At 70.8% G+C, this 15,884-nt stretch carries 17 protein-coding genes; 7 read left to right on the top strand and 10 right to left on the bottom strand.

Going from position 1 to position 15,884, the window contains the following annotated elements; translation table 11 throughout:
- Positions 1 to 85 precede the first annotated feature (85 nt).
- The gene (locus tag EDF19_RS12445) at positions 86 to 1,309 is read right to left on the bottom strand and encodes an MFS transporter (protein WP_123681194.1); all 1,224 of its coding nucleotides are present in this window, start codon (positions 1,307 to 1,309) and stop codon (positions 86 to 88) included.
- A gap of 258 nt (positions 1,310 to 1,567) precedes the next feature.
- Between EDF19_RS12445 and EDF19_RS12440 the strand changes: the two genes are divergently transcribed.
- On the top strand, positions 1,568 to 4,441 hold the full coding sequence (locus EDF19_RS12440; protein WP_185022820.1) for a LuxR family transcriptional regulator: 2,874 nt from the start codon (positions 1,568 to 1,570) through the stop codon (positions 4,439 to 4,441).
- Here the strand turns inward: EDF19_RS12440 and EDF19_RS12435 are convergent.
- Positions 4,371 to 4,973, bottom strand: a complete 603-nt coding sequence (locus tag EDF19_RS12435) for an acetolactate decarboxylase (RefSeq protein WP_123681192.1) — start codon at positions 4,971 to 4,973, stop codon at positions 4,371 to 4,373. The two genes, EDF19_RS12440 and EDF19_RS12435, sit on opposite strands and share 71 nt — an antisense overlap.
- 160 nt (positions 4,974 to 5,133) lie before the next feature.
- On the opposite strand from EDF19_RS12435, the gene EDF19_RS12430 reads away from it, so the two are divergent.
- Together EDF19_RS12430 and EDF19_RS12425 are read left to right on the top strand one after the other, a co-directional pair.
- A complete protein-coding gene (locus tag EDF19_RS12430) occupies positions 5,134 to 5,493 on the top strand; it encodes a UBP-type zinc finger domain-containing protein (RefSeq protein WP_123681191.1) in 360 nt (119 codons plus the stop codon).
- A gap of 118 nt (positions 5,494 to 5,611) precedes the next feature.
- Positions 5,612 to 6,859, top strand: a complete 1,248-nt coding sequence (locus EDF19_RS12425; protein ID WP_123681190.1) for an MFS transporter — start codon at positions 5,612 to 5,614, stop codon at positions 6,857 to 6,859.
- A gap of 36 nt (positions 6,860 to 6,895) precedes the next feature.
- Here EDF19_RS12425 and EDF19_RS19170 read toward each other — a convergent pair whose 3' ends face one another.
- The 3 genes from EDF19_RS19170 to EDF19_RS12410 form a co-directional block, all read right to left on the bottom strand.
- A complete protein-coding gene (locus EDF19_RS19170) occupies positions 6,896 to 7,432 on the bottom strand; it encodes a phosphotransferase (RefSeq protein ID WP_185022819.1) in 537 nt (178 codons plus the stop codon).
- 366 nt (positions 7,433 to 7,798) lie between these two features.
- Positions 7,799 to 8,470, bottom strand: a complete 672-nt coding sequence (locus EDF19_RS12415) for a DUF4166 domain-containing protein (protein WP_123681188.1) — start codon at positions 8,468 to 8,470, stop codon at positions 7,799 to 7,801.
- Entirely contained in the window at positions 8,467 to 9,096 is a 630-nt protein-coding gene (locus tag EDF19_RS12410) for an SRPBCC family protein (RefSeq protein WP_260217146.1), read from the bottom strand. Before EDF19_RS12410 ends, EDF19_RS12415 begins: the two co-directional genes overlap by 4 nt.
- A gap of 15 nt (positions 9,097 to 9,111) precedes the next feature.
- On the opposite strand from EDF19_RS12410, the gene EDF19_RS19165 reads away from it, so the two are divergent.
- The 3 genes from EDF19_RS19165 (at position 9,112) to EDF19_RS12400 (ending at position 11,525) form a co-directional block, all read left to right on the top strand.
- The gene (locus tag EDF19_RS19165) at positions 9,112 to 9,342 is read left to right on the top strand and encodes a hypothetical protein (RefSeq protein ID WP_185022840.1); all 231 of its coding nucleotides are present in this window, start codon (positions 9,112 to 9,114) and stop codon (positions 9,340 to 9,342) included.
- 414 nt (positions 9,343 to 9,756) lie between these two features.
- Positions 9,757 to 10,968: an MFS transporter gene (locus EDF19_RS12405; RefSeq protein ID WP_123681186.1), complete on the top strand. Its 1,212-nt coding sequence runs from the start codon at positions 9,757 to 9,759 to the stop codon at positions 10,966 to 10,968.
- A 107-nt stretch (positions 10,969 to 11,075) separates the two neighbouring features.
- On the top strand, positions 11,076 to 11,525 hold the full coding sequence (locus tag EDF19_RS12400; RefSeq protein WP_148071095.1) for a DUF4279 domain-containing protein: 450 nt from the start codon (positions 11,076 to 11,078) through the stop codon (positions 11,523 to 11,525).
- 18 nt (positions 11,526 to 11,543) lie between these two features.
- On the opposite strand, the gene EDF19_RS12395 is transcribed toward EDF19_RS12400, so the two are convergent.
- The 4 genes from EDF19_RS12395 to EDF19_RS12380 form a co-directional block, all read right to left on the bottom strand.
- Positions 11,544 to 11,882 (bottom strand): ASCH domain-containing protein, encoded by a 339-nt coding sequence (locus EDF19_RS12395; RefSeq protein WP_123681184.1) that lies wholly within the window; start codon positions 11,880 to 11,882, stop codon positions 11,544 to 11,546.
- A 79-nt stretch (positions 11,883 to 11,961) separates the two neighbouring features.
- A complete protein-coding gene (locus tag EDF19_RS12390; RefSeq protein WP_148071094.1) occupies positions 11,962 to 12,216 on the bottom strand; it encodes a hypothetical protein in 255 nt (84 codons plus the stop codon).
- Between the two features lie 46 nt (positions 12,217 to 12,262).
- Positions 12,263 to 12,952, bottom strand: coding sequence for a hypothetical protein (locus EDF19_RS12385; RefSeq protein WP_123681182.1), 690 nt, complete (start codon positions 12,950 to 12,952; stop codon positions 12,263 to 12,265).
- 12 nt (positions 12,953 to 12,964) lie between these two features.
- Positions 12,965 to 14,242 (bottom strand): NAD(P)/FAD-dependent oxidoreductase, encoded by a 1,278-nt coding sequence (locus EDF19_RS12380; RefSeq protein WP_123681181.1) that lies wholly within the window; start codon positions 14,240 to 14,242, stop codon positions 12,965 to 12,967.
- A gap of 201 nt (positions 14,243 to 14,443) precedes the next feature.
- Here EDF19_RS12380 and EDF19_RS12375 point away from each other — a divergent pair, with 201 nt between their 5' ends.
- The gene (locus tag EDF19_RS12375) at positions 14,444 to 14,986 is read left to right on the top strand and encodes a hypothetical protein (protein ID WP_148071093.1); all 543 of its coding nucleotides are present in this window, start codon (positions 14,444 to 14,446) and stop codon (positions 14,984 to 14,986) included.
- Here EDF19_RS12375 and EDF19_RS12370 read toward each other — a convergent pair.
- The gene (locus EDF19_RS12370) at positions 14,967 to 15,797 is read right to left on the bottom strand and encodes a helix-turn-helix transcriptional regulator (protein ID WP_185022818.1); all 831 of its coding nucleotides are present in this window, start codon (positions 15,795 to 15,797) and stop codon (positions 14,967 to 14,969) included. The two genes, EDF19_RS12375 and EDF19_RS12370, sit on opposite strands and share 20 nt — an antisense overlap.
- Positions 15,798 to 15,884 lie beyond the last annotated feature (87 nt).

Below are 15,884 nucleotides of genomic sequence, written 5' to 3'. Positions count from 1 at the left end.
TGGTGCCGTTCACCGGTCCTGGTGCCGTTCACCGGTCCCGGTGCCGTTCACCGGTCCCGGTGCCGTTCACCGGTCCTGGTGCCGTTCACCGGTCCTGGTGCAGGAGCCGCGTCGCGGAGACGAGCACCGCGACCAGCAGGAGCGCGGCGAACGCGACCAGGACCGTCGCTGGTGCGAAGACCAAGAGCGCGGCCCCGACCAGCAGCACCGGGACGGACAGCCCCGCGTACCCGATGAGGAACACCGCTGCGAGGACCTCGCCACGCGTCTCGGGACTGCTCGTGGCCCCGGCCCGAGCGAGCGCGCACCGGAAGAGCAGGCCGACACCGGCACCGGAGACCACTCCCCCGACGGCGAAGAGGGGCAGCGACGCGAGCAGCGCTCCGGCGGACAGCAACACCAGGCCAGCCGGCATGAGCGTGAGCACCAGCCGCAGTTGCCGGCGGATCGAGAACCCACGGAACAGCACCTGTGCGACGCACGCCGCCGCGAAGACCGAGAACGACACCGCCCCGGCCACCAACCGGTCGGTCTCGTGGAGCGACACGACGAGGAACGTCGGTGCGAGCGACGTGAACAACCCGAAGACCGCGAACGCCGAGAACGCTGCGGCACCCGCGGCGACGAACGTCGGACGCGCAGCCGGCGGTACGGAGATCCGCTGCGGACGGTAAGGACGCGACTCGGCCGGACGCGTGACGGTCTCCGGCACCATGAGCAGCGCGACCAGCGACACCACGAACAGCACCAGGAACACCAGGTGCGGCAAGAGCAGCGGGGCGGGCAGGAACTCGGCGAAGAGCCCGCCGATGAGCGGCCCCAGCCCCAGGCCGCCGAGGTTCGCGATCCCGGAGACCGTCACGGCGTTCGCCGGGTCCTCGTCCGGACGGGCACGGGACCGCAGCTCGCTGATGTGCGCGGTCGCGGTCGCGGTCAGGAGCCCGACCCCCGCGCCGTTGACGAACCGAGCGACGAGCAGGCCGGGGAGTTCCGACCACACGAGGAACACGACCGCAGCCACGATCTCGACGCCCACCGCGATCAGGATCATCCGACGGCGACCGACGACGTCGCTGAGGTGACCGGCGAAGTAGAGCGCCGCGACGACACCGACTGCGTACGCCGCGAACACGAACGTCACGACGAACGGCGGGAAGCCGTCGGCTGCCTCGTACAGTCCGTAGAGCGGGGTCGGGACGGTCGAGTACGCCATCACCGCGGTGAACGCGACGGCGACGACCCAGAACCCGACGCTGTGTCGGAGCGTCGGGAGCCTTGCGGGCGCGGAACCTTCTCCGAGAGTCGACATCCCTCGAGGATCCTCTCCGCCGGAGATGCGCCCAAGCGTCAATCGGCTCGAACGTCGGGTGGCGCTGCGACGTCGTGGTCCTCCGAGGGACACCCTCCCGTCCCGCACGCCCCAGCGGAGCCGGCGACCCGCGGTTCCGGCGTGCACCTGCTCCCGTGACGCGCCGCACCGCGCATCCGCGGACCCGGCTGGGGTAGTCGCAGGGCCAGTCGGGAACGTCCGGTCCGTTCATAGACTCCTGCCACCCGACGAGATTTGGTGGCCGCCGTGTTGACGAACGAGGAGTACCTCCCGCGAGAGGGCACGTCCCTCCCGTCGGTGCTCGCGGCGCGCGACACCGACGGTCCGATCCGCGGACGTGCGACCGAACAGACGGCCATCGCGGACGCGCTGGCACGCTTGCGCCGCGGTGCCGGCGGAGTCGTCCTCCTCCGGGGTGCGTCCGGCATCGGGAAGTCCCGCCTCCTCCAGGAGACCGTCCGGCTCGCCACCGGTTCCGGGTTCCGCGTCGCCGAGGCGCGGACCGACCGGGATGCCCGGCTGATCCCGCTCGCACCGGTCATGGACGCCTTCGGGACCGGGGAACGCCCGATCGTCGACCGGACGCGGTTCGGGTCGATCGCCCGCGACCCGGAAGCCCGGTACTGGCTCCTGCAGCAGCTCCAGGACGACCTCGAGCGGGCGGCGTCGGCGACCGGCGTCGTCGTGGCCATCGACGACCTCCAGTGGTGCGACACCACGACCCTCGCCGTGCTGCGGTCCCTCACCCGTCGTCTGGCCGACGTCCCCGTCCTCTGGGTCCTCGCGGTGCGCACGGAGGACGAGGACCCATCGGTCGCGGCCACCGTCGACGACCTCGCGACGAAGGGGCGGGTCCTCGACCTGGACCCCCTCGACGTCGACGCGACGGCCGCGATGATCGCCGACCTCCTCGGGGCGGAACCGGACCGGACCGTCCTGCAGGCGGCGGACCGCGCCGAGAACACACCGCTCCTGGTCGTCGAACTGGTGCGTGGCCTCGTCGAGGAGGACCTGCTGGACTTCGCCGACGGCACGGCGACGATGCCGCGGCCCGGGCTGCCCGTGACCTTCGGCGCTTCCGTCCGCGAGACCCTGCGCCGGTTGTCGCGCCCGACCCAGCAGGTCGTCCAGGTCGGCGCGGTCCTCGGGCGGGCGTTCACCGTGCAGGCGCTCGCCGCCCTGCTCGAGCGCCCCGTGCACCAGCTCCTGCCCGAGGTGCAGGAGGCGATCGGCGCCGGTGTCCTCGTCGACGAAGGGCAACGCCTCGCCTTCCGGCACGACGTCATCCGGGAGGCGGCCGAGTCGATGATCCCGCTCGCCGTCCGCGACGTCCTGATCCGGCAGGGAGCCGAGGAGCTCCTGCGTCAGGGGGTCGAGCCACTCTCCGTCGCATCACGCATCGCCGCTGTCGCGGAGCCCGGAGACCTCCGGGCCACTGACCTGCTCCGGACCGTCGCGATCGAGCTCGCCGAGACGGACGCTGAGCAGGCGAGCGTGCTCGCCCTCCGCGCGGCCGACCTCGCCCGCGGCACCCCGTCGATGCCGGCGGTCGTCGCCGACGTGCTGCCACTGCTCTGGCACAGCGGGCGCGTGGCCGACGCGCGAGCGTTGATGGAGGACGTGGGTGGACAGCTCGAGCCCGAGGACGACGCACGCTTGCGCCTCGCCCTCGCACGGTTGCAGACCGAGAGTTCCGCGGCGGACGCGTTGCACTCCGTCGAGGCGGCGTTGCGACTCCCGGGGGTGAGCGCCGGCCTCCGCTCCCGCCTGCTCGCCCTGCGTGCGCTGAACCTCGCCCACTCCGGCCGCCACGAGGACCTCCGGACCGCACTGGAGTCGACCGGACCCGAAGCCGACCCCGCCGCGCTCGCGACGTTCGAGGCGAGCGCCTCGGTCCTCGCGTTCAACGAAACACGGTTCGCCGACGCCACCCGGCTGATCACCTCGGCGATGGGCCGGATGGCCGGACTCGAGCGGTCGTCGACGACCTGGCTGCCGGAGGGACTCTGGGTCGCGTTCCTCGCCAACTCGCTCGGTGAGACCGAGCGAGCCGCGCGGATCGCGGAGGCGAACGCCATCGAGACCCGGAGTAACCACCTGGCTCGCGCCATGGCGTCCTGGATGATGCTCCGGACCCGTGTGCTGTTCGACCTCGGTGCCTTGGAGGAGGCGAAGACGCTCGCCGAGTCGGTACTGGACCTGGCGCAGGACCTCGAGCTCGGGGGCTTCGCGGCGCTCACCGCCGGGGCGGTCCTGTTCCGTGTCGCGCTCGCCCAGGCCGACCGTGCCGCGGTGGAGCGGTACCGGCACTTCGCCGATGCGCTCCGCTCGGACCCCACCTTCGAGCGGGCCGGCACGTGGTTGCTCGCGCTCGAGGCCGACGCGTGCGGCGCGGCCGACGACGCCGTCGCCCTCTCCGAGGCAGCGTGGCAGACGTTGGAGGACCCGGTGTCCTCGATGTCGAGCCCCGCGGACTTCTCGGACGACGTCCACCTGGTGCGGATCGCGCTCCGGGGTGGCCGCCACGACCGGGTCACACGGATCGAGGACGTCGCGCGCCGTCGGGCCGAGGCGAACCCGGAGAACGACCTCTGCGCCGGGATCTGGCTCCACGTGCACGGTCTGGTCCACGAGTCCGCGGAGAGCCTCCGGCAAGCCGTGGCACTCCTGCGCACCGTTCCCAGACGCCTGGTGCTCGCGGCGGCGCTCGAGGACCTCGGGCAGTTCGTCCGAACCGAGTCGCTGCCCGAAGCGGTGGAGGCCTGGCAGGAGTCCGCCCGGCTCTGCAACGAGGCTGCGGCGACCCGCGACGCCGAACGCGTTCGCCGGCGCCTGCGCGAAGCCGGTGCCACCTACCGGGCGGCGACGACGGAGCAGGCCGTCACGGGGCTGACCGCCCGCGAGCTCCAGGTGGTCGAGCGGATCGCGGCGGGCCTGACCACGCAGCAGATCGCATCCGACCTGTTCATCTCGACCCACACGGTCATCAGCCACGTGCGCCACGTCTACACGAAGTGGGGCGTGTCCTCTCGCCGGGAACTCACGGCTCGGTTCTCGGAGCAGTCGACAACCGCGCTGCGGTCGAGAACCCCAGCTCCACTCGTCCGCTGAAGTCGTCGAAGTCCACGAGCGATCCCCCGTGCCGCTGGGCGGTGTCGAGGAAGACCAGGTGGTGGTCGGCCCCTTGGACTCCCGATGACCGTGGCGCCCGGAACCCGACCAGACTGCCCGTGGTCGTGCGGTGTTCGACCGTCTGCACCGGGCCGACCCCCGTGCAGACCCGACCGAACCGGCCCGTCGCGTGGACCGCCACCACGAAGTCCCCAGGCGGCAGCGCGTCGTCGATCAGTTCCTCCAGTGCCGCACGCGAGCCGACGGAACCGACGGTCATCGCCAGGTCGGGCGAGAACGTCGTGGTCATCGCGAACGGCACCCGGTCCGCATCGTCCGCCGGGGACGCCGTGCCGTCGGACCGGAGCCGGACGGCCTGGCGGTCGACCACGACGACCTCGTCGCCCGCGTCCGCGAGTGCGCCGATGCCGAGGGTCCCGTGCCGGAGGAGCTCCGCGACGGTCGTCTCCGACGGACGGGGCCAGTGCGCCCACCGGCGGAGCGCCTCGACGGCCGACACCTCGTCACCCATGTCCTGCACGCCGCACGCTCCTCACGAGTCCCGTCGGCTTCGACGATAGGAACGGGCATCGGGACCGAGTAGCGCCGTTTGACTCTTCTCCGGTCTCGCCGGTTGCCTTCGAGTCGAACGACTCTCGCGCGATCCGCCGGATCGGAGCAAGGTGTGCGGTATGACCGACCTCGCGAAGATGATCTCCCCGACCGTGCCACCGTCGGGAACCGGCTGCGTGGAGTGCGACGAGACCGGCTCGTGGTGGGTGCACCTGCGCCGGTGCGCCGCCTGCGGTCACGTCGGCTGCTGCGACGACTCGCTGAACCGTCACGCGACGGCGCACTTCGCGACCACCGGGCACGAGGTCATGCAGTCCTTCGAGCCCGGCGAGGACTGGTTCTGGGACTTCGTGTCACAGGACTACGTCGACGGTCCCCGCCTCGCCGACCCGCAGAGCCATCCACGCCACCAGTCCGTCCCCGGTCCGGCGGACCGCCTACCCGAGGACTGGATGCAGCAGCTCAGCGATCGCCGCTGACGCGCCGTCCACGTGGCCACCGGCTGCCGGCACGAGCCGGGGAGCCGGGCGACCTGCACGGTGCTGCACCGGTGCGAACTGCCTTGCTCGCAGCGTCGCGGTCTGCCAGCGTTGGGGCATGGGCGACGACGTGACCACACTGCGTCGAGTGCCCGGGTTCCGCCCGTACTGGTCAGCCGCGACCGTCTCGTCGTTCGGATCAGCGGTGAGCGCGGTCGCCGTACCGGTCCTCGTCGTCACGGTGCTGCACGCCAGCCCGTTCGAGTTGGGCCTGGTGAACGCTGCCCAGTTCCTGCCGTACGCCTTGTTCGGTCTGATCATCGGCGCGTCCGTCGATCGCTTCCGGCGCAAGCCACTCCTGATCTGGGCGAGTGTCGGTCGTGGCGTGTGCCTGGGCGCGATCCCGGTGCTCTGGTTGACCGGGCTCTTGAACCTCTGGGTGACGGCGGCGGCGTTGTTCGTGTTCGGCATCTTGTCCGTCGTGGGATTCGCCGCGACGCAGTCCCTCCTCCCTCGGATCGTCCCTCGTCCTCTCCTGCTGGCGGCGAATGCACGGGTGGACCAGAGTGACGCGGCAGCGCAGACGGTGGGCCCGGCTCTCGGCGGTGTCCTGGTCAGCATCGCGACCGCTCCGATGGCGATTGCGCTCGACGCGGTGAGCTACTTCGTCGACGCTGTCCTCATCGCCCGGGTCCGCGTCGTCGAGCAGACGGCAGCACGCGTGGCGGGCGCGCGGCTGCTGAACGACATCGCTGACGGTCTGCGGTGGACGTACGGTCATGCGACGCTCGCACCCCTGGCGCTGTCCACGCACCTCTGGTTCCTCGCCAACGCCGCCGGACTGACGGTCTTCGCGACACTCGCGCTCCGCACCCTCGCGCTCCCAGCGGCCGTGTACGGGGGCATCCTCGCCGTCAGCGGCATCGCGATGCTCCTCGGCGCCACTGCGGCACCGCGCCTCGGCGCCCGCTTCGGCGCCGGCCGGACGATCATCGCCGCTCGAGCCGCCTACCCGATCGCGTGGGCGGCCATCACGCTCACCACCGTTGGCCTCGGCGTCGCAGCACCACCGGCGACCGTCGCGGTCTTGTTCGCCGCCTTCGCCGTGCACGGCGCTGCCGCGGGCTGCGAGAACGCGAACGAGATGAGCCTTCGCCAGACCGTCACACCCGACGCGCTTCTCGGTCGGATGAACGGCACGATGCGCAGCGCGAACAGAACCCTTGCGGCTGCGGGAGCAGTGAGTGGCGGTGCTCTCATGACCGTCGCCGGGGACGGCGTCGCCCTCCTCGCAGTGACCCTCGTGTTCGCTGGCGCCGTCGTCGTGGCGATGTGCTCACCACTCAGGACGAACGCCGTTCGGTAGCGGATCCCCCATCCGGAACAGCGTGGCGCACGCGGTTCAGCCGCGCACGGCGGCCGCGAGGGCGTCCTCGTTCTCTGCGAGCCATGTTCGACGGCGGAGGATGACGTCGCCCAAACCGTCCTCCCACATCCGTCGCCAGCCGCCGCCGAGATCGTCAGCGCGGCGCTTCATGGTGTGCCATGAGCGGTCCGCTACCTCGCGAGAGACGGGCACGAGTCGGCGCCGACCGTCGTCATCCAACCCGTTCGCGTCTACCAGGAGCGCGCCGCGCGCGAAGGGATCGGTGGCGCGGACCGCTTCCTGCCGGTCGCGCTCGGGCCTCCACGGCGCCCACCACAGCAGGAGGTTCGCCACCTCCTCCACACGTGCGGCTGGACGCGCGAGGTCGAAGTCGATCAGCGCCGCGGCCTCGTGATCGCGGAACACGACGTTCTCCGGCGTGATGTCCCTGTGTCCGATGAGGGTGGCGGGACCTGCCGAGGCCAAGGCTGGGGGGTCGGACGCGGCGCGGGCCCATGCGGGGAGTCCTACCTGCTCCGCGGCATCGTCGTAGCGCCGCAGAAGACGAGCCACGCTCTCAGCGCGACGGTCGTCACCGACCCATGTCGGCCAGGGTCTAGCAGCGACCTCGCCGGGGACGAAGGTGAGGACCTCGCGCCCTTCGTTGTCGGCGCCCAGGTACCGGGGTGCGTGGTCGAACCCTCGGCGCTCGAGCTCCTCGAGGAGTCGCTGCACTCGTGCTGATGACGGACTGACCGGTCTCCGCACCGTCCAGCCCTTCCGAACCAGACCCTCCGTGACGTCCCCGCCGACGAGGGGAATCTCCGGCTCGTCGGGCAACGGCTCCGTGAACGTCATTCGTCCACGATGACATGCGGTCACAGCCAGCCCCCGCAGAGTCATGGCGGCGGTGGACAGTTCCGGTTGCTGGGTCCTGCGTCAGGTGCGTGCTTCGGTCCGGACAGGCTTCAACCGGGTGGGTGCGTCGGTGGCGGGCGTCCACTCGCACGTGAAGGTCCCGCGGTAGCCGAACAGGAATCCGAACACCCGGTTGTGCACCTCGAGGTCGACGTGGAATGCCTGGTCCTCGTCGGACCACCACTCGTGCAGGGTCGCGCGACCGCTCAGGAGCATCGGGAACCGGAACGAGGCCGGCCCCTCGTGGAACCGCTGCGCGTCGGAGCGCAGCACGAGGCCGCCCCGTTCGTCGACGTCGAGGTCGAGGTCGACCGCCAGGTGCTGATGGGTCCCGAGGTAGTCGAGCACCCTGCCGTCGACGAGCACCATCGTTGCGTCGAAGCGTGCCGTCCGGCCCGGCTTCGTCGCGTACGTGCGGACGAACGTGACAGTCTCGCGTCCGAGCCGGTCGCGGTACGGGTAGTTCTCGATCGTGAACGGCACGTCATCGCCGACGTCCGGCACGAGGATGTTGCGCAGCCGACCGATCTGCAAGAACGGCACGGTCCACCACGGGCCTCGTCGGATCGACGACATGACGCCGCGGCCGATGCAGGCTTCGGCGGCGTCGAGTCCGACCCCGAAGCGTCGGCGCATCATCGGGTGCAGCCGCTGGAAGTCGGCGCCGAGCGCCTCCTCGAACACTGACGTCATCGGTCGCCTCCTGGCTCGGGCAGCGCTGCCAGCGTGGCTGGCGCGTCGTGGAGATGGTGGCGCCGGCGCGGACCGCCAGCGGGTGCGCGGAGCGTCCGGGAGGCTCGGGGCCGGCCCCGTCGCCAGGGCTGCAGCGCCGAGATGAGCGGCCAGGTCTCCGGCTCCGGCCCGCCTTCGAGCCAGATGCGGAGCCGGTCGAAGCTCCAGGCGGTCGCCCATCCGAGGAGCGGCCGAACCACCAGGTCGAGCGGACCCCACCCGCCGTCGTAGTCGTAGCCGGTGATGAAGCGGGTGCGGCCGTCCCCGGTCGGGGCGTACCGCCAGTAGCCGCGGCCCGTGCGGATCGGTGACAGCCGGTCGGCAGTGCTGAAGCGCAGCGCCGACGTGCGGGAACCATCGGGACGCCGCCGTTCCCCGATGCTCACCCCGCTGCCGTGCACGTCGTGCACAGCCGAGCGTCGGACGTACCTGAATCGTGTCGGCTCACCGTCCTGCGCGGGCTCCGGCACGATCTCGGAGAAGCGAACGTCCCAGCGAACGTGCTGCTCGGGGTCCTGCGTCGCGGCCCACACCCGATCGAGGTCCGCGTCGATGACCGTCTCCACGTAGATGCCCCTGGTCCCCACGCTTCGACAGTAGCGTTGGCCATCGCCGAGCATCGCGTCCTCGCGGTCTCGCCACCTCGAAGTCCCGCTCGCGAACGCTCGTTTGAGCCCGTGGGCCAGATCATGCAGGTGTCGGAGGTCGTCGCTCTGCTGCTGCCGATGTTCCGCAGCATGCTCCGATCGGACGAACTCGCTTCACTGCGGTTGGAGATCGTGTCGAGGGATGACCGGCAAGGCGCTGCGCTCGAGGATGACGACCTGCCCTGATCCTGCCGTCGATCTGGTAGCGGCGAGCAGCCAGCAAGCTGATCGTCCCGAACAGGCTCGCTGTCTTCGGCAAGAGGGAGTGAGACCCCGCGGAAACGGGGTCCAGCAGAACCTCTCTACCGTCCGGACAGCCGCTCTACGGTGGGTGGCATGGACGACCGAGCCGGCGTCCAGCAGCTCGGGACCCGCAGACGTTTCCCACACCGTCCCGGGATCGCCGACCGCTTCGGTGAGCGTTCCCGCAGTCACGAGTTCCCCGCCCGTTGGGCCGCCCACAACGTCCGCCGCCACTCCTCCGGCGCCGAAAGTCTCCAGCACGCCACGCCACGCCACACGCGCCGCGACCGGGTAACGCGCAATGCGCGCTCCGCCCAGACGCGCCGACGCCGCGATTCCCGAAACGAGACCCCTCCGATGAACGCACCGACCTCCACCCGCGTACCCGTCCGCGTGACCGCTGGCGCGCAGCGACTCCCGATCGTCGTGCCGGTCCTCGCTGTCGGCACGTTCCTGATGATCACGACCGAGTTCGTCATCGCCGGCATCCTCCCCGGAGTTGCCGCCGACCTGCACGTCTCGCTCGGCCGCGCAGGACTGCTCATCACGGTCTTCGCGATCGGCATGATCATCGGTTCCCCGTTGATGACGCTGCTGACCATCCGCCTCCCGAAGCGCCGGGCGCTCCTGCTCGCGTTGGCACTGTTCGTCGCCGGCCACTTCGTCGTCGCACTCGCAGAAGGCTTCACCGTCCTGTTGATCGCCCGGCTCGTGACCGCCTTCGCGACCGGAGCGTTCTGGTCCGTCGCGTCCGTCGTCGCAGCCCGCGCCGCAGGCCCGCAGCTCGGCTCTCGTGCGCAGGGCGTCGTCGGGGCCGGCGGCTCCCTCGGCACCGTCCTCGGGGTGCCCCTCGGTGCGTTCCTCGCCCAGGCAGTCGGTTGGCGCGGCACCTTCTGGGCCATCGCCGCCGCCGCAGTCGTCCTCGCGGTGCTCGTCGCCCGGTTCGTTCCCCGCGACGCCGCGACTGGTGGACACATCTCGATCCGTGGCGAGTTCAGTGGGCTCCGCTCCGGACGGCTCTGGCTCACACTCCTCGCCTGCGTCACGACCAGCGGCGGCGTCGTCTCCGCCTACTCGTACATCGCCCCGGTGCTGACCGACCGCGCTGGCATCGCGGCCGGCCTCGTGCCGGTCGTGCTGACGGCGTTCGGTGTCGGGTCCTTCATCGGCACGCTCCTCGGTGGCCGCCTCGGCGACGCCCGGCCCGGACTGGTCACCATCGTGACCCCTGCGGCCAGCACGGTCCTGCTCGTACTCATCGGACTCGTCACTGACCAGCCGATCCTCACCGCGGTCCTCGTCGCCGTCCTCGGCCTCTTCGGACTCAGCGCGAACGGCGTCCTGATCCACACCGCCGTGCACGCTGCCGGCGATGCAGCACCGCTCGGGTCCGCGCTCACGGTGTCCGCGTTCAACCTCGGTACCGCCATCGGGACCGCACTCGTCGGCGTATTGCTCGACACCACCGGAGTTGCCGGTCCTGCACTGATCGGAGCTGGCATCGTGGCACTCACTCTCATCCCCACGACCCTGCTCGCGACCGTCGCGGCGAGGCAGAGGAGAATCTGACCGCCGGGTCGACTCCCCGCGAGACCACCCGGTACCCGATCGATGAGCGGACGTCACCGTGTCAGGGGGCCGTGATCTCGGCACAGCGTGAGTGGGACACTGCCGGAGTGATCAAGAGCATCCAGGTGGAGCTGAGCATCCACGGCCAGCGGGGTTCCTCGGCGCACGTGACACAACTGATGGGCGTCACTCCGGACGAGCTGTACGAGATCGGGGACCTCCAGGGTGACGGTCCCCGCGTCTTCGACGTGTCAATCTGGAACCTGTTCAGCGTCCTTCACGTCGACGAGATCCGCGCTGAGTACGGGCAAGACCCTTGGGGTCGTGTGCAGTGGGTCCTGCAGCTGCTGCCGCACAACGCGGCGGATCTGTTCGCAGGTCTGCGCGACGAGGGCTACGAGATCACGTTGTCGGCGTTCCTCATCACCGACCACAAGGAGAACACCTTCACGGTGCCGGCGGAAGTCTTGCGACGGTTGGGGGCCGCTGGGCTCGATCTCGAACTGACACCCGTTTCGACCGAGCACATGGAGATCTCGTACCGCGACTCCTGGTGAACTCCGGCGCTGTCAGCGTCAGGCGCGGACGATCGTGACCAGTCGGGCCACCTCGACCAGCGCGTCGGAAGGCATGTCCGGGTAGTGGTTCTCTCGGAGCTGCTGCGCGAAGAGTTGCATGTCGGTGCCTGGCGGCTGGTGCGCCTGCTCGGCCGTGAGGGTGTCGAGCCGGTACTGCCGCACGGCGGTCACGGTTCCGGCGACAGCCTCGGCCGCCGGAAGCTCGTCGAAGACGAAGATCGCGGCTCCCACCGGTACGGACTCGTTCCACCGGACGGTGGTGACCTTCTCGCCGCTCGTGATCGCTTCGTGGTGCTGGCGGTGGAAGTGGATCGTGTTCGGAGCTGTACTGACCATGCTCCCACTCTGCCTCAGGGCACAAGCCACCCTGACGGGGTCGCCGTCACCTGCGCTCGGGCGGCCATCGTCGACGATGTCACGCGGCGGAGTCTTTGCCCGTGTCCTCGCCCTGGATGCGTCGCCGTTCCTGCCGGCGGGCGAGGTGGACGGAACCGAGTTGGACGGCCGCGAGGATCGTCCAGGTGATCGCCATCGTGGTGTGGAATCCGGACGGGTCGACGAAGGCGAGGACGAGCCAGATCGCTGCGAGGACCACCCACGCCCATCCGAGCCACGGGAGGGGCTTGCCGACCAGCCGTTCGAGGATGCTGCGCTGCTTCGTCTCGAGCATGCGCGTGACGCTACCCGAGGCGGAGCCACCGCGTTCGGCGTCCGCGTCAGCGCTGCGCGGCACGGTCGTCGAGCGCCTCCGACCGGGCGATCAACTCGTGCGCCGACGCGTACGCCCGAACCTGGTAGGCGAGGTGCACGACGGCCAGCACCGCCGACGCCACGACGCCCCAGACGATGGAGGCTGGGTCGTCGGCGCCGAGCTGGTCCACGAGGATCGCGATGCCGGCCCCGGCGACGATCGAGTTCACGACCGCCACGGCCGACGACATGGTGAACAGCAGCCGGTACCAGGACGGGGCACGGCCGATGTCGAGGAGTTCGTTCGACGCGTGTCGGCCGTGCGGCATCGTGAAGTAGGTGTCCGCCTCGGGCAGGAGTCGGCCGTAGTAGCGACGGATCCGCTGCATCGCGGCGAGCGCGGCGACGTCCTCCAACGCGGTCTCGACGAGCCGCTCGTACGTGAAGACGCCGAGCAGGACGATCACCGGGATGATCGCGCCGAGGAACCCGAGGGCGAACGGCGTGTGTGCGAGGAACCCGAAGGCCACGAGGGAACTGGAGAGCGTCGTGAGGTACAGCGACGACCGACTGCTCGACTCGCTCACGGTGATGCTGCGAGCGCTCTCCAGGACGAAGTGCTCGGTCATCAGGGCGTTGAAGAACGCGGAGGGGCGGTCGAGGTGTGCGACGGACTCGGACGCGGTGGGGAGCGGCGGGTCGGGTTCTTCGGACATCGTCGTCGCCCCTCAGTCGCTCGTCGCCAGGTGGCGGTGGACGAAGGTGACGGCCATCGCGCCCTCGCCGACGGCGGCGGCGACGCGCTTCACCGAGCCGGCACGGACGTCCCCGGCGGCGAAGGAACCGGGAACGCTGGTCTCGAGGTAGAACGGCCGACGCGTCGGCGCCCACTGCGTGAGCGAACCGGGCACGTCGTCGAGGTCCGGGCCGGTGACGAGGTACCCGAGGCGGTCGCGGACCATCGGGGTCTCCGCAGCCCAGTTCGTGTCGGGCTCGCCCCCGATGCAGATGAAGAGGCGCGACGCCGGCCGTTCCGAGGCCGAGTCCCGCCCGTCGGTGACCTCGATCGCCGCGAGCCGGGTGTCGCCGAGGAGTCCCGTGACCCGGGTGCCGGTCTCGACGGAGATGTTCGGTGCGGCGGCGATCCGGCTGGAGAGGTACTCGGACATCGTGGCCGCGAGCGACGCACCGCGGACCAGCATCGTCACGTGGGCGGCCGATCGGGCCAGGTTCATCGCGGCCTGGCCGGCGGAGTTCGCTCCCCCGACCACGAAGACCTGTTCGCCGACGCACCCGTCGGCCTCACCCGTGCCGGCACCGTAGTACACGCCGCAGCCGAGCAGCTCGTCTTCGCGCGGCAGGCCGAGGCGCCGCCAGGCGACCCCGGTCGCGCAGATGTTCGCCCGGGCGACGACGTGTCCGCCATCGGCGAGGTCGGCGTGGATGCGGTTGTCGTGGAAGACACCACGGACGCCTTCGCGCATCACCAGGAGCTCGGCGCCGAAGCGGATCGCCTGTTCCCGCGCCCGCTCGGCCAGTTCGGCACCGGGGACTCCCTCGGGGAAGCCGAGGTAGTTCTCGATGAGGCTGCTGGAGCCGGCCTGGCCGCCGACCGCGTCACGTTCCAGCAGCACGACGTTCAGCCCCTCCGACGCGGCGTACACGGCGGCGGACAACCCGGCGGGGCCGGCGCCGTAGATCGACAGGTCGTACTCGCTCCGGCGGGCCGCGTGGATCCAGCCGAGCCGGTCGGCGATGTCACGGAGCGCCGGGGCGACGAGCCTGGTGCCGTCCGGGAACGTCACGATCGGCAGGCGGGCGTCGTCCAGCCGGACTCCGGTCACGGTCATCGCTTGGTCGTCGTCCCGCAGCGGCACCCAGTCGAACTGGACGACCGACCGCGACAGGAAGTCCCGGACCGCGTAGGTGTCGGCGTCGAACTCGCGTCCGTACACCCGGACGCGCCGCGAGGGCACCCGGTCGACGGTCTCGTGGTCCTGCTCCATGGAAGCACCGTACGGAGCGGGACGACGATCCACGTGGCCCTGTGAGGACCCGGGCGAGGGTGCGGCGGTGCGGCGGGGCGGCATCGGGGCGGCCCGAACCCGTCCCGGGCACCGGTGGATCGTTCCGAGCAGCCCGGCGTGCGCAGAAGTGGTCCTCGAAGGGCCACCCTCGGCCACGAGCCGGGAGCTAGCGTGGCCGTCATGAACCGCAACGGTGCCGGGGACGTCGGTCGTGACGGTGTCAACGAACTGGTGAGCGCGATCCGGTGTCTGCCCGCGGTGGTGACGGACCGGCACCTGACGGTCGTCACCTCGAACCCGCTCGCGCGGGCGTTGAGCGGGGCGTTCCACCCGACGGTGAACATCGCGCGGTACACGTTCCTCAACCCCGTCGTGGACGACGACTCACCGGAGTGGCGGGATGCCTCCGGTCAGATCGCGGCGATGCTCCGGGACTCGCTCGACCAGCACGAGGAGGACGCCGGGTTCCGGAAGCTCGTGGGCGAGCTGTCGTCGCAGAGCATCGCGTTCGCCCAGGCGTGGGCGCACGACGACCGTCGGCCGGCACGCAGCGCGGCGGTCCGGTTCGTGCAGCCGTTCGTCGGACCGATCACGATGGTCTTCCAGGAGCTGCTGATCCCGGACGACTTCGCACTCCGGATGCTGCTGTGGCGCCCCGTCGACGACCCGGCCGAGCGGGATGCCTTCGCGCGCCTCGTCGCCTTCACTGCTGAGCAGGACTGACGGACGGCGCCGACTCCATGAGGTAGGCGAGCACCGCGGCGCCCCGAGACCCGGTCGGCGCGTAGAGCGTGTTCAGTGTCAGTCCCTCGCGCCCCGGGATGACGAGCCCCTCCCACTCGAACTCGAGGACTCCGAACGGCTGCACGTGCTCGAAGCAGGTGCCCGAGGTGTAGACGTGCACGTCGTGCCTGGCCCACATCGCCGCGAACTCCGGGTCGCGGATCGACAGCTGGCCGATCAGGTCCTGCGTGCGGGGGTCGTCGAGGTCTGCCCGCATCCGGAACACTGCCACCATCTCGGCGGCGCGCCCGGACCAGTCCGGGTACGTGACCCGGTCCACGACGGTGAACATGCGGACCAGTCGGTTCGCGCCGGCACGCATGCTCGGGCCGAGTGCGCTGGCGAGTGGTGTGCTCGCCACGACGTCCATCCGGTCGTCGACCACGAAGGCCGGCACGTCGGCACGCCGCGCGAGGAGGCGCTGCACGGCCGGGTCCTCCGCTGCCGGGACGGGGTCACGGGGTCGGCGGACGGCGGGACGCGCGAGCCGTCGGAGGTGGGTCAGCGCGTGGTCGTCGAGCGCCAGGGCACGGCCGAGGCAGACGATGACCTGCTCGGACGGCTGGTGGTCCCGGCCCTGTTCGAGGCGGAGGTAGTACTCGGCGCTGATGCCGGCGAGGGCGGCCACCTCCTCGCGCCGCAGCCCGCTCACCCGGCGGTTCGGCTCCCGCGGAAGACCGACGTCCTCGGGCTGCGTGATGTCACGGCGCGCACGGAGGTACTCGCCGACCAGGGAAGCGTGTGACTTCATGCCGACTCCTGCCAGGTGGTCCGGTGAGCGGTGCGGGACGGTTCCAGCTGGTGGTGCCGACCCTCGATCCGAGGATGGCATCGCCGG

Source organism: Curtobacterium sp. PhB115 (assembly GCF_003752025.1).
GTDB lineage: Bacteria > Actinomycetota > Actinomycetes > Actinomycetales > Microbacteriaceae > Curtobacterium.
This window is presented reverse-complemented; position numbering and strand designations above follow the sequence as displayed.

Bases quoted from the DNA above. Each gene is read 5' to 3' on its own strand.
- EDF19_RS12430 (WP_123681191.1), top strand. From the start codon at position 5,134: ATGACCGACCTCGCGAAGATGATCTCCCCGACCGTGCCACCGTCGGGA.
- EDF19_RS12375 (WP_148071093.1), top strand. From the start codon at position 14,444: ATGAACCGCAACGGTGCCGGGGACGTCGGTCGTGACGGTGTCAACGAA.
- EDF19_RS12405 (WP_123681186.1), top strand. From the start codon at position 9,757: ATGAACGCACCGACCTCCACCCGCGTACCCGTCCGCGTGACCGCTGGC.
- EDF19_RS12385 (WP_123681182.1), bottom strand. From the start codon at position 12,952: ATGTCCGAAGAACCCGACCCGCCGCTCCCCACCGCGTCCGAGTCCGTC.
- EDF19_RS12445 (WP_123681194.1), bottom strand. From the start codon at position 1,309: ATGTCGACTCTCGGAGAAGGTTCCGCGCCCGCAAGGCTCCCGACGCTC.
- EDF19_RS12425 (WP_123681190.1), top strand. From the start codon at position 5,612: ATGGGCGACGACGTGACCACACTGCGTCGAGTGCCCGGGTTCCGCCCG.
- EDF19_RS12390 (WP_148071094.1), bottom strand. From the start codon at position 12,216: ATGCTCGAGACGAAGCAGCGCAGCATCCTCGAACGGCTGGTCGGCAAG.
- EDF19_RS12380 (WP_123681181.1), bottom strand. From the start codon at position 14,242: ATGGAGCAGGACCACGAGACCGTCGACCGGGTGCCCTCGCGGCGCGTC.
- EDF19_RS12370 (WP_185022818.1), bottom strand. From the start codon at position 15,797: ATGAAGTCACACGCTTCCCTGGTCGGCGAGTACCTCCGTGCGCGCCGT.
- EDF19_RS12395 (WP_123681184.1), bottom strand. From the start codon at position 11,882: ATGGTCAGTACAGCTCCGAACACGATCCACTTCCACCGCCAGCACCAC.
- EDF19_RS12415 (WP_123681188.1), bottom strand. From the start codon at position 8,470: ATGACGTCAGTGTTCGAGGAGGCGCTCGGCGCCGACTTCCAGCGGCTG.
- EDF19_RS12435 (WP_123681192.1), bottom strand. From the start codon at position 4,973: ATGGGTGACGAGGTGTCGGCCGTCGAGGCGCTCCGCCGGTGGGCGCAC.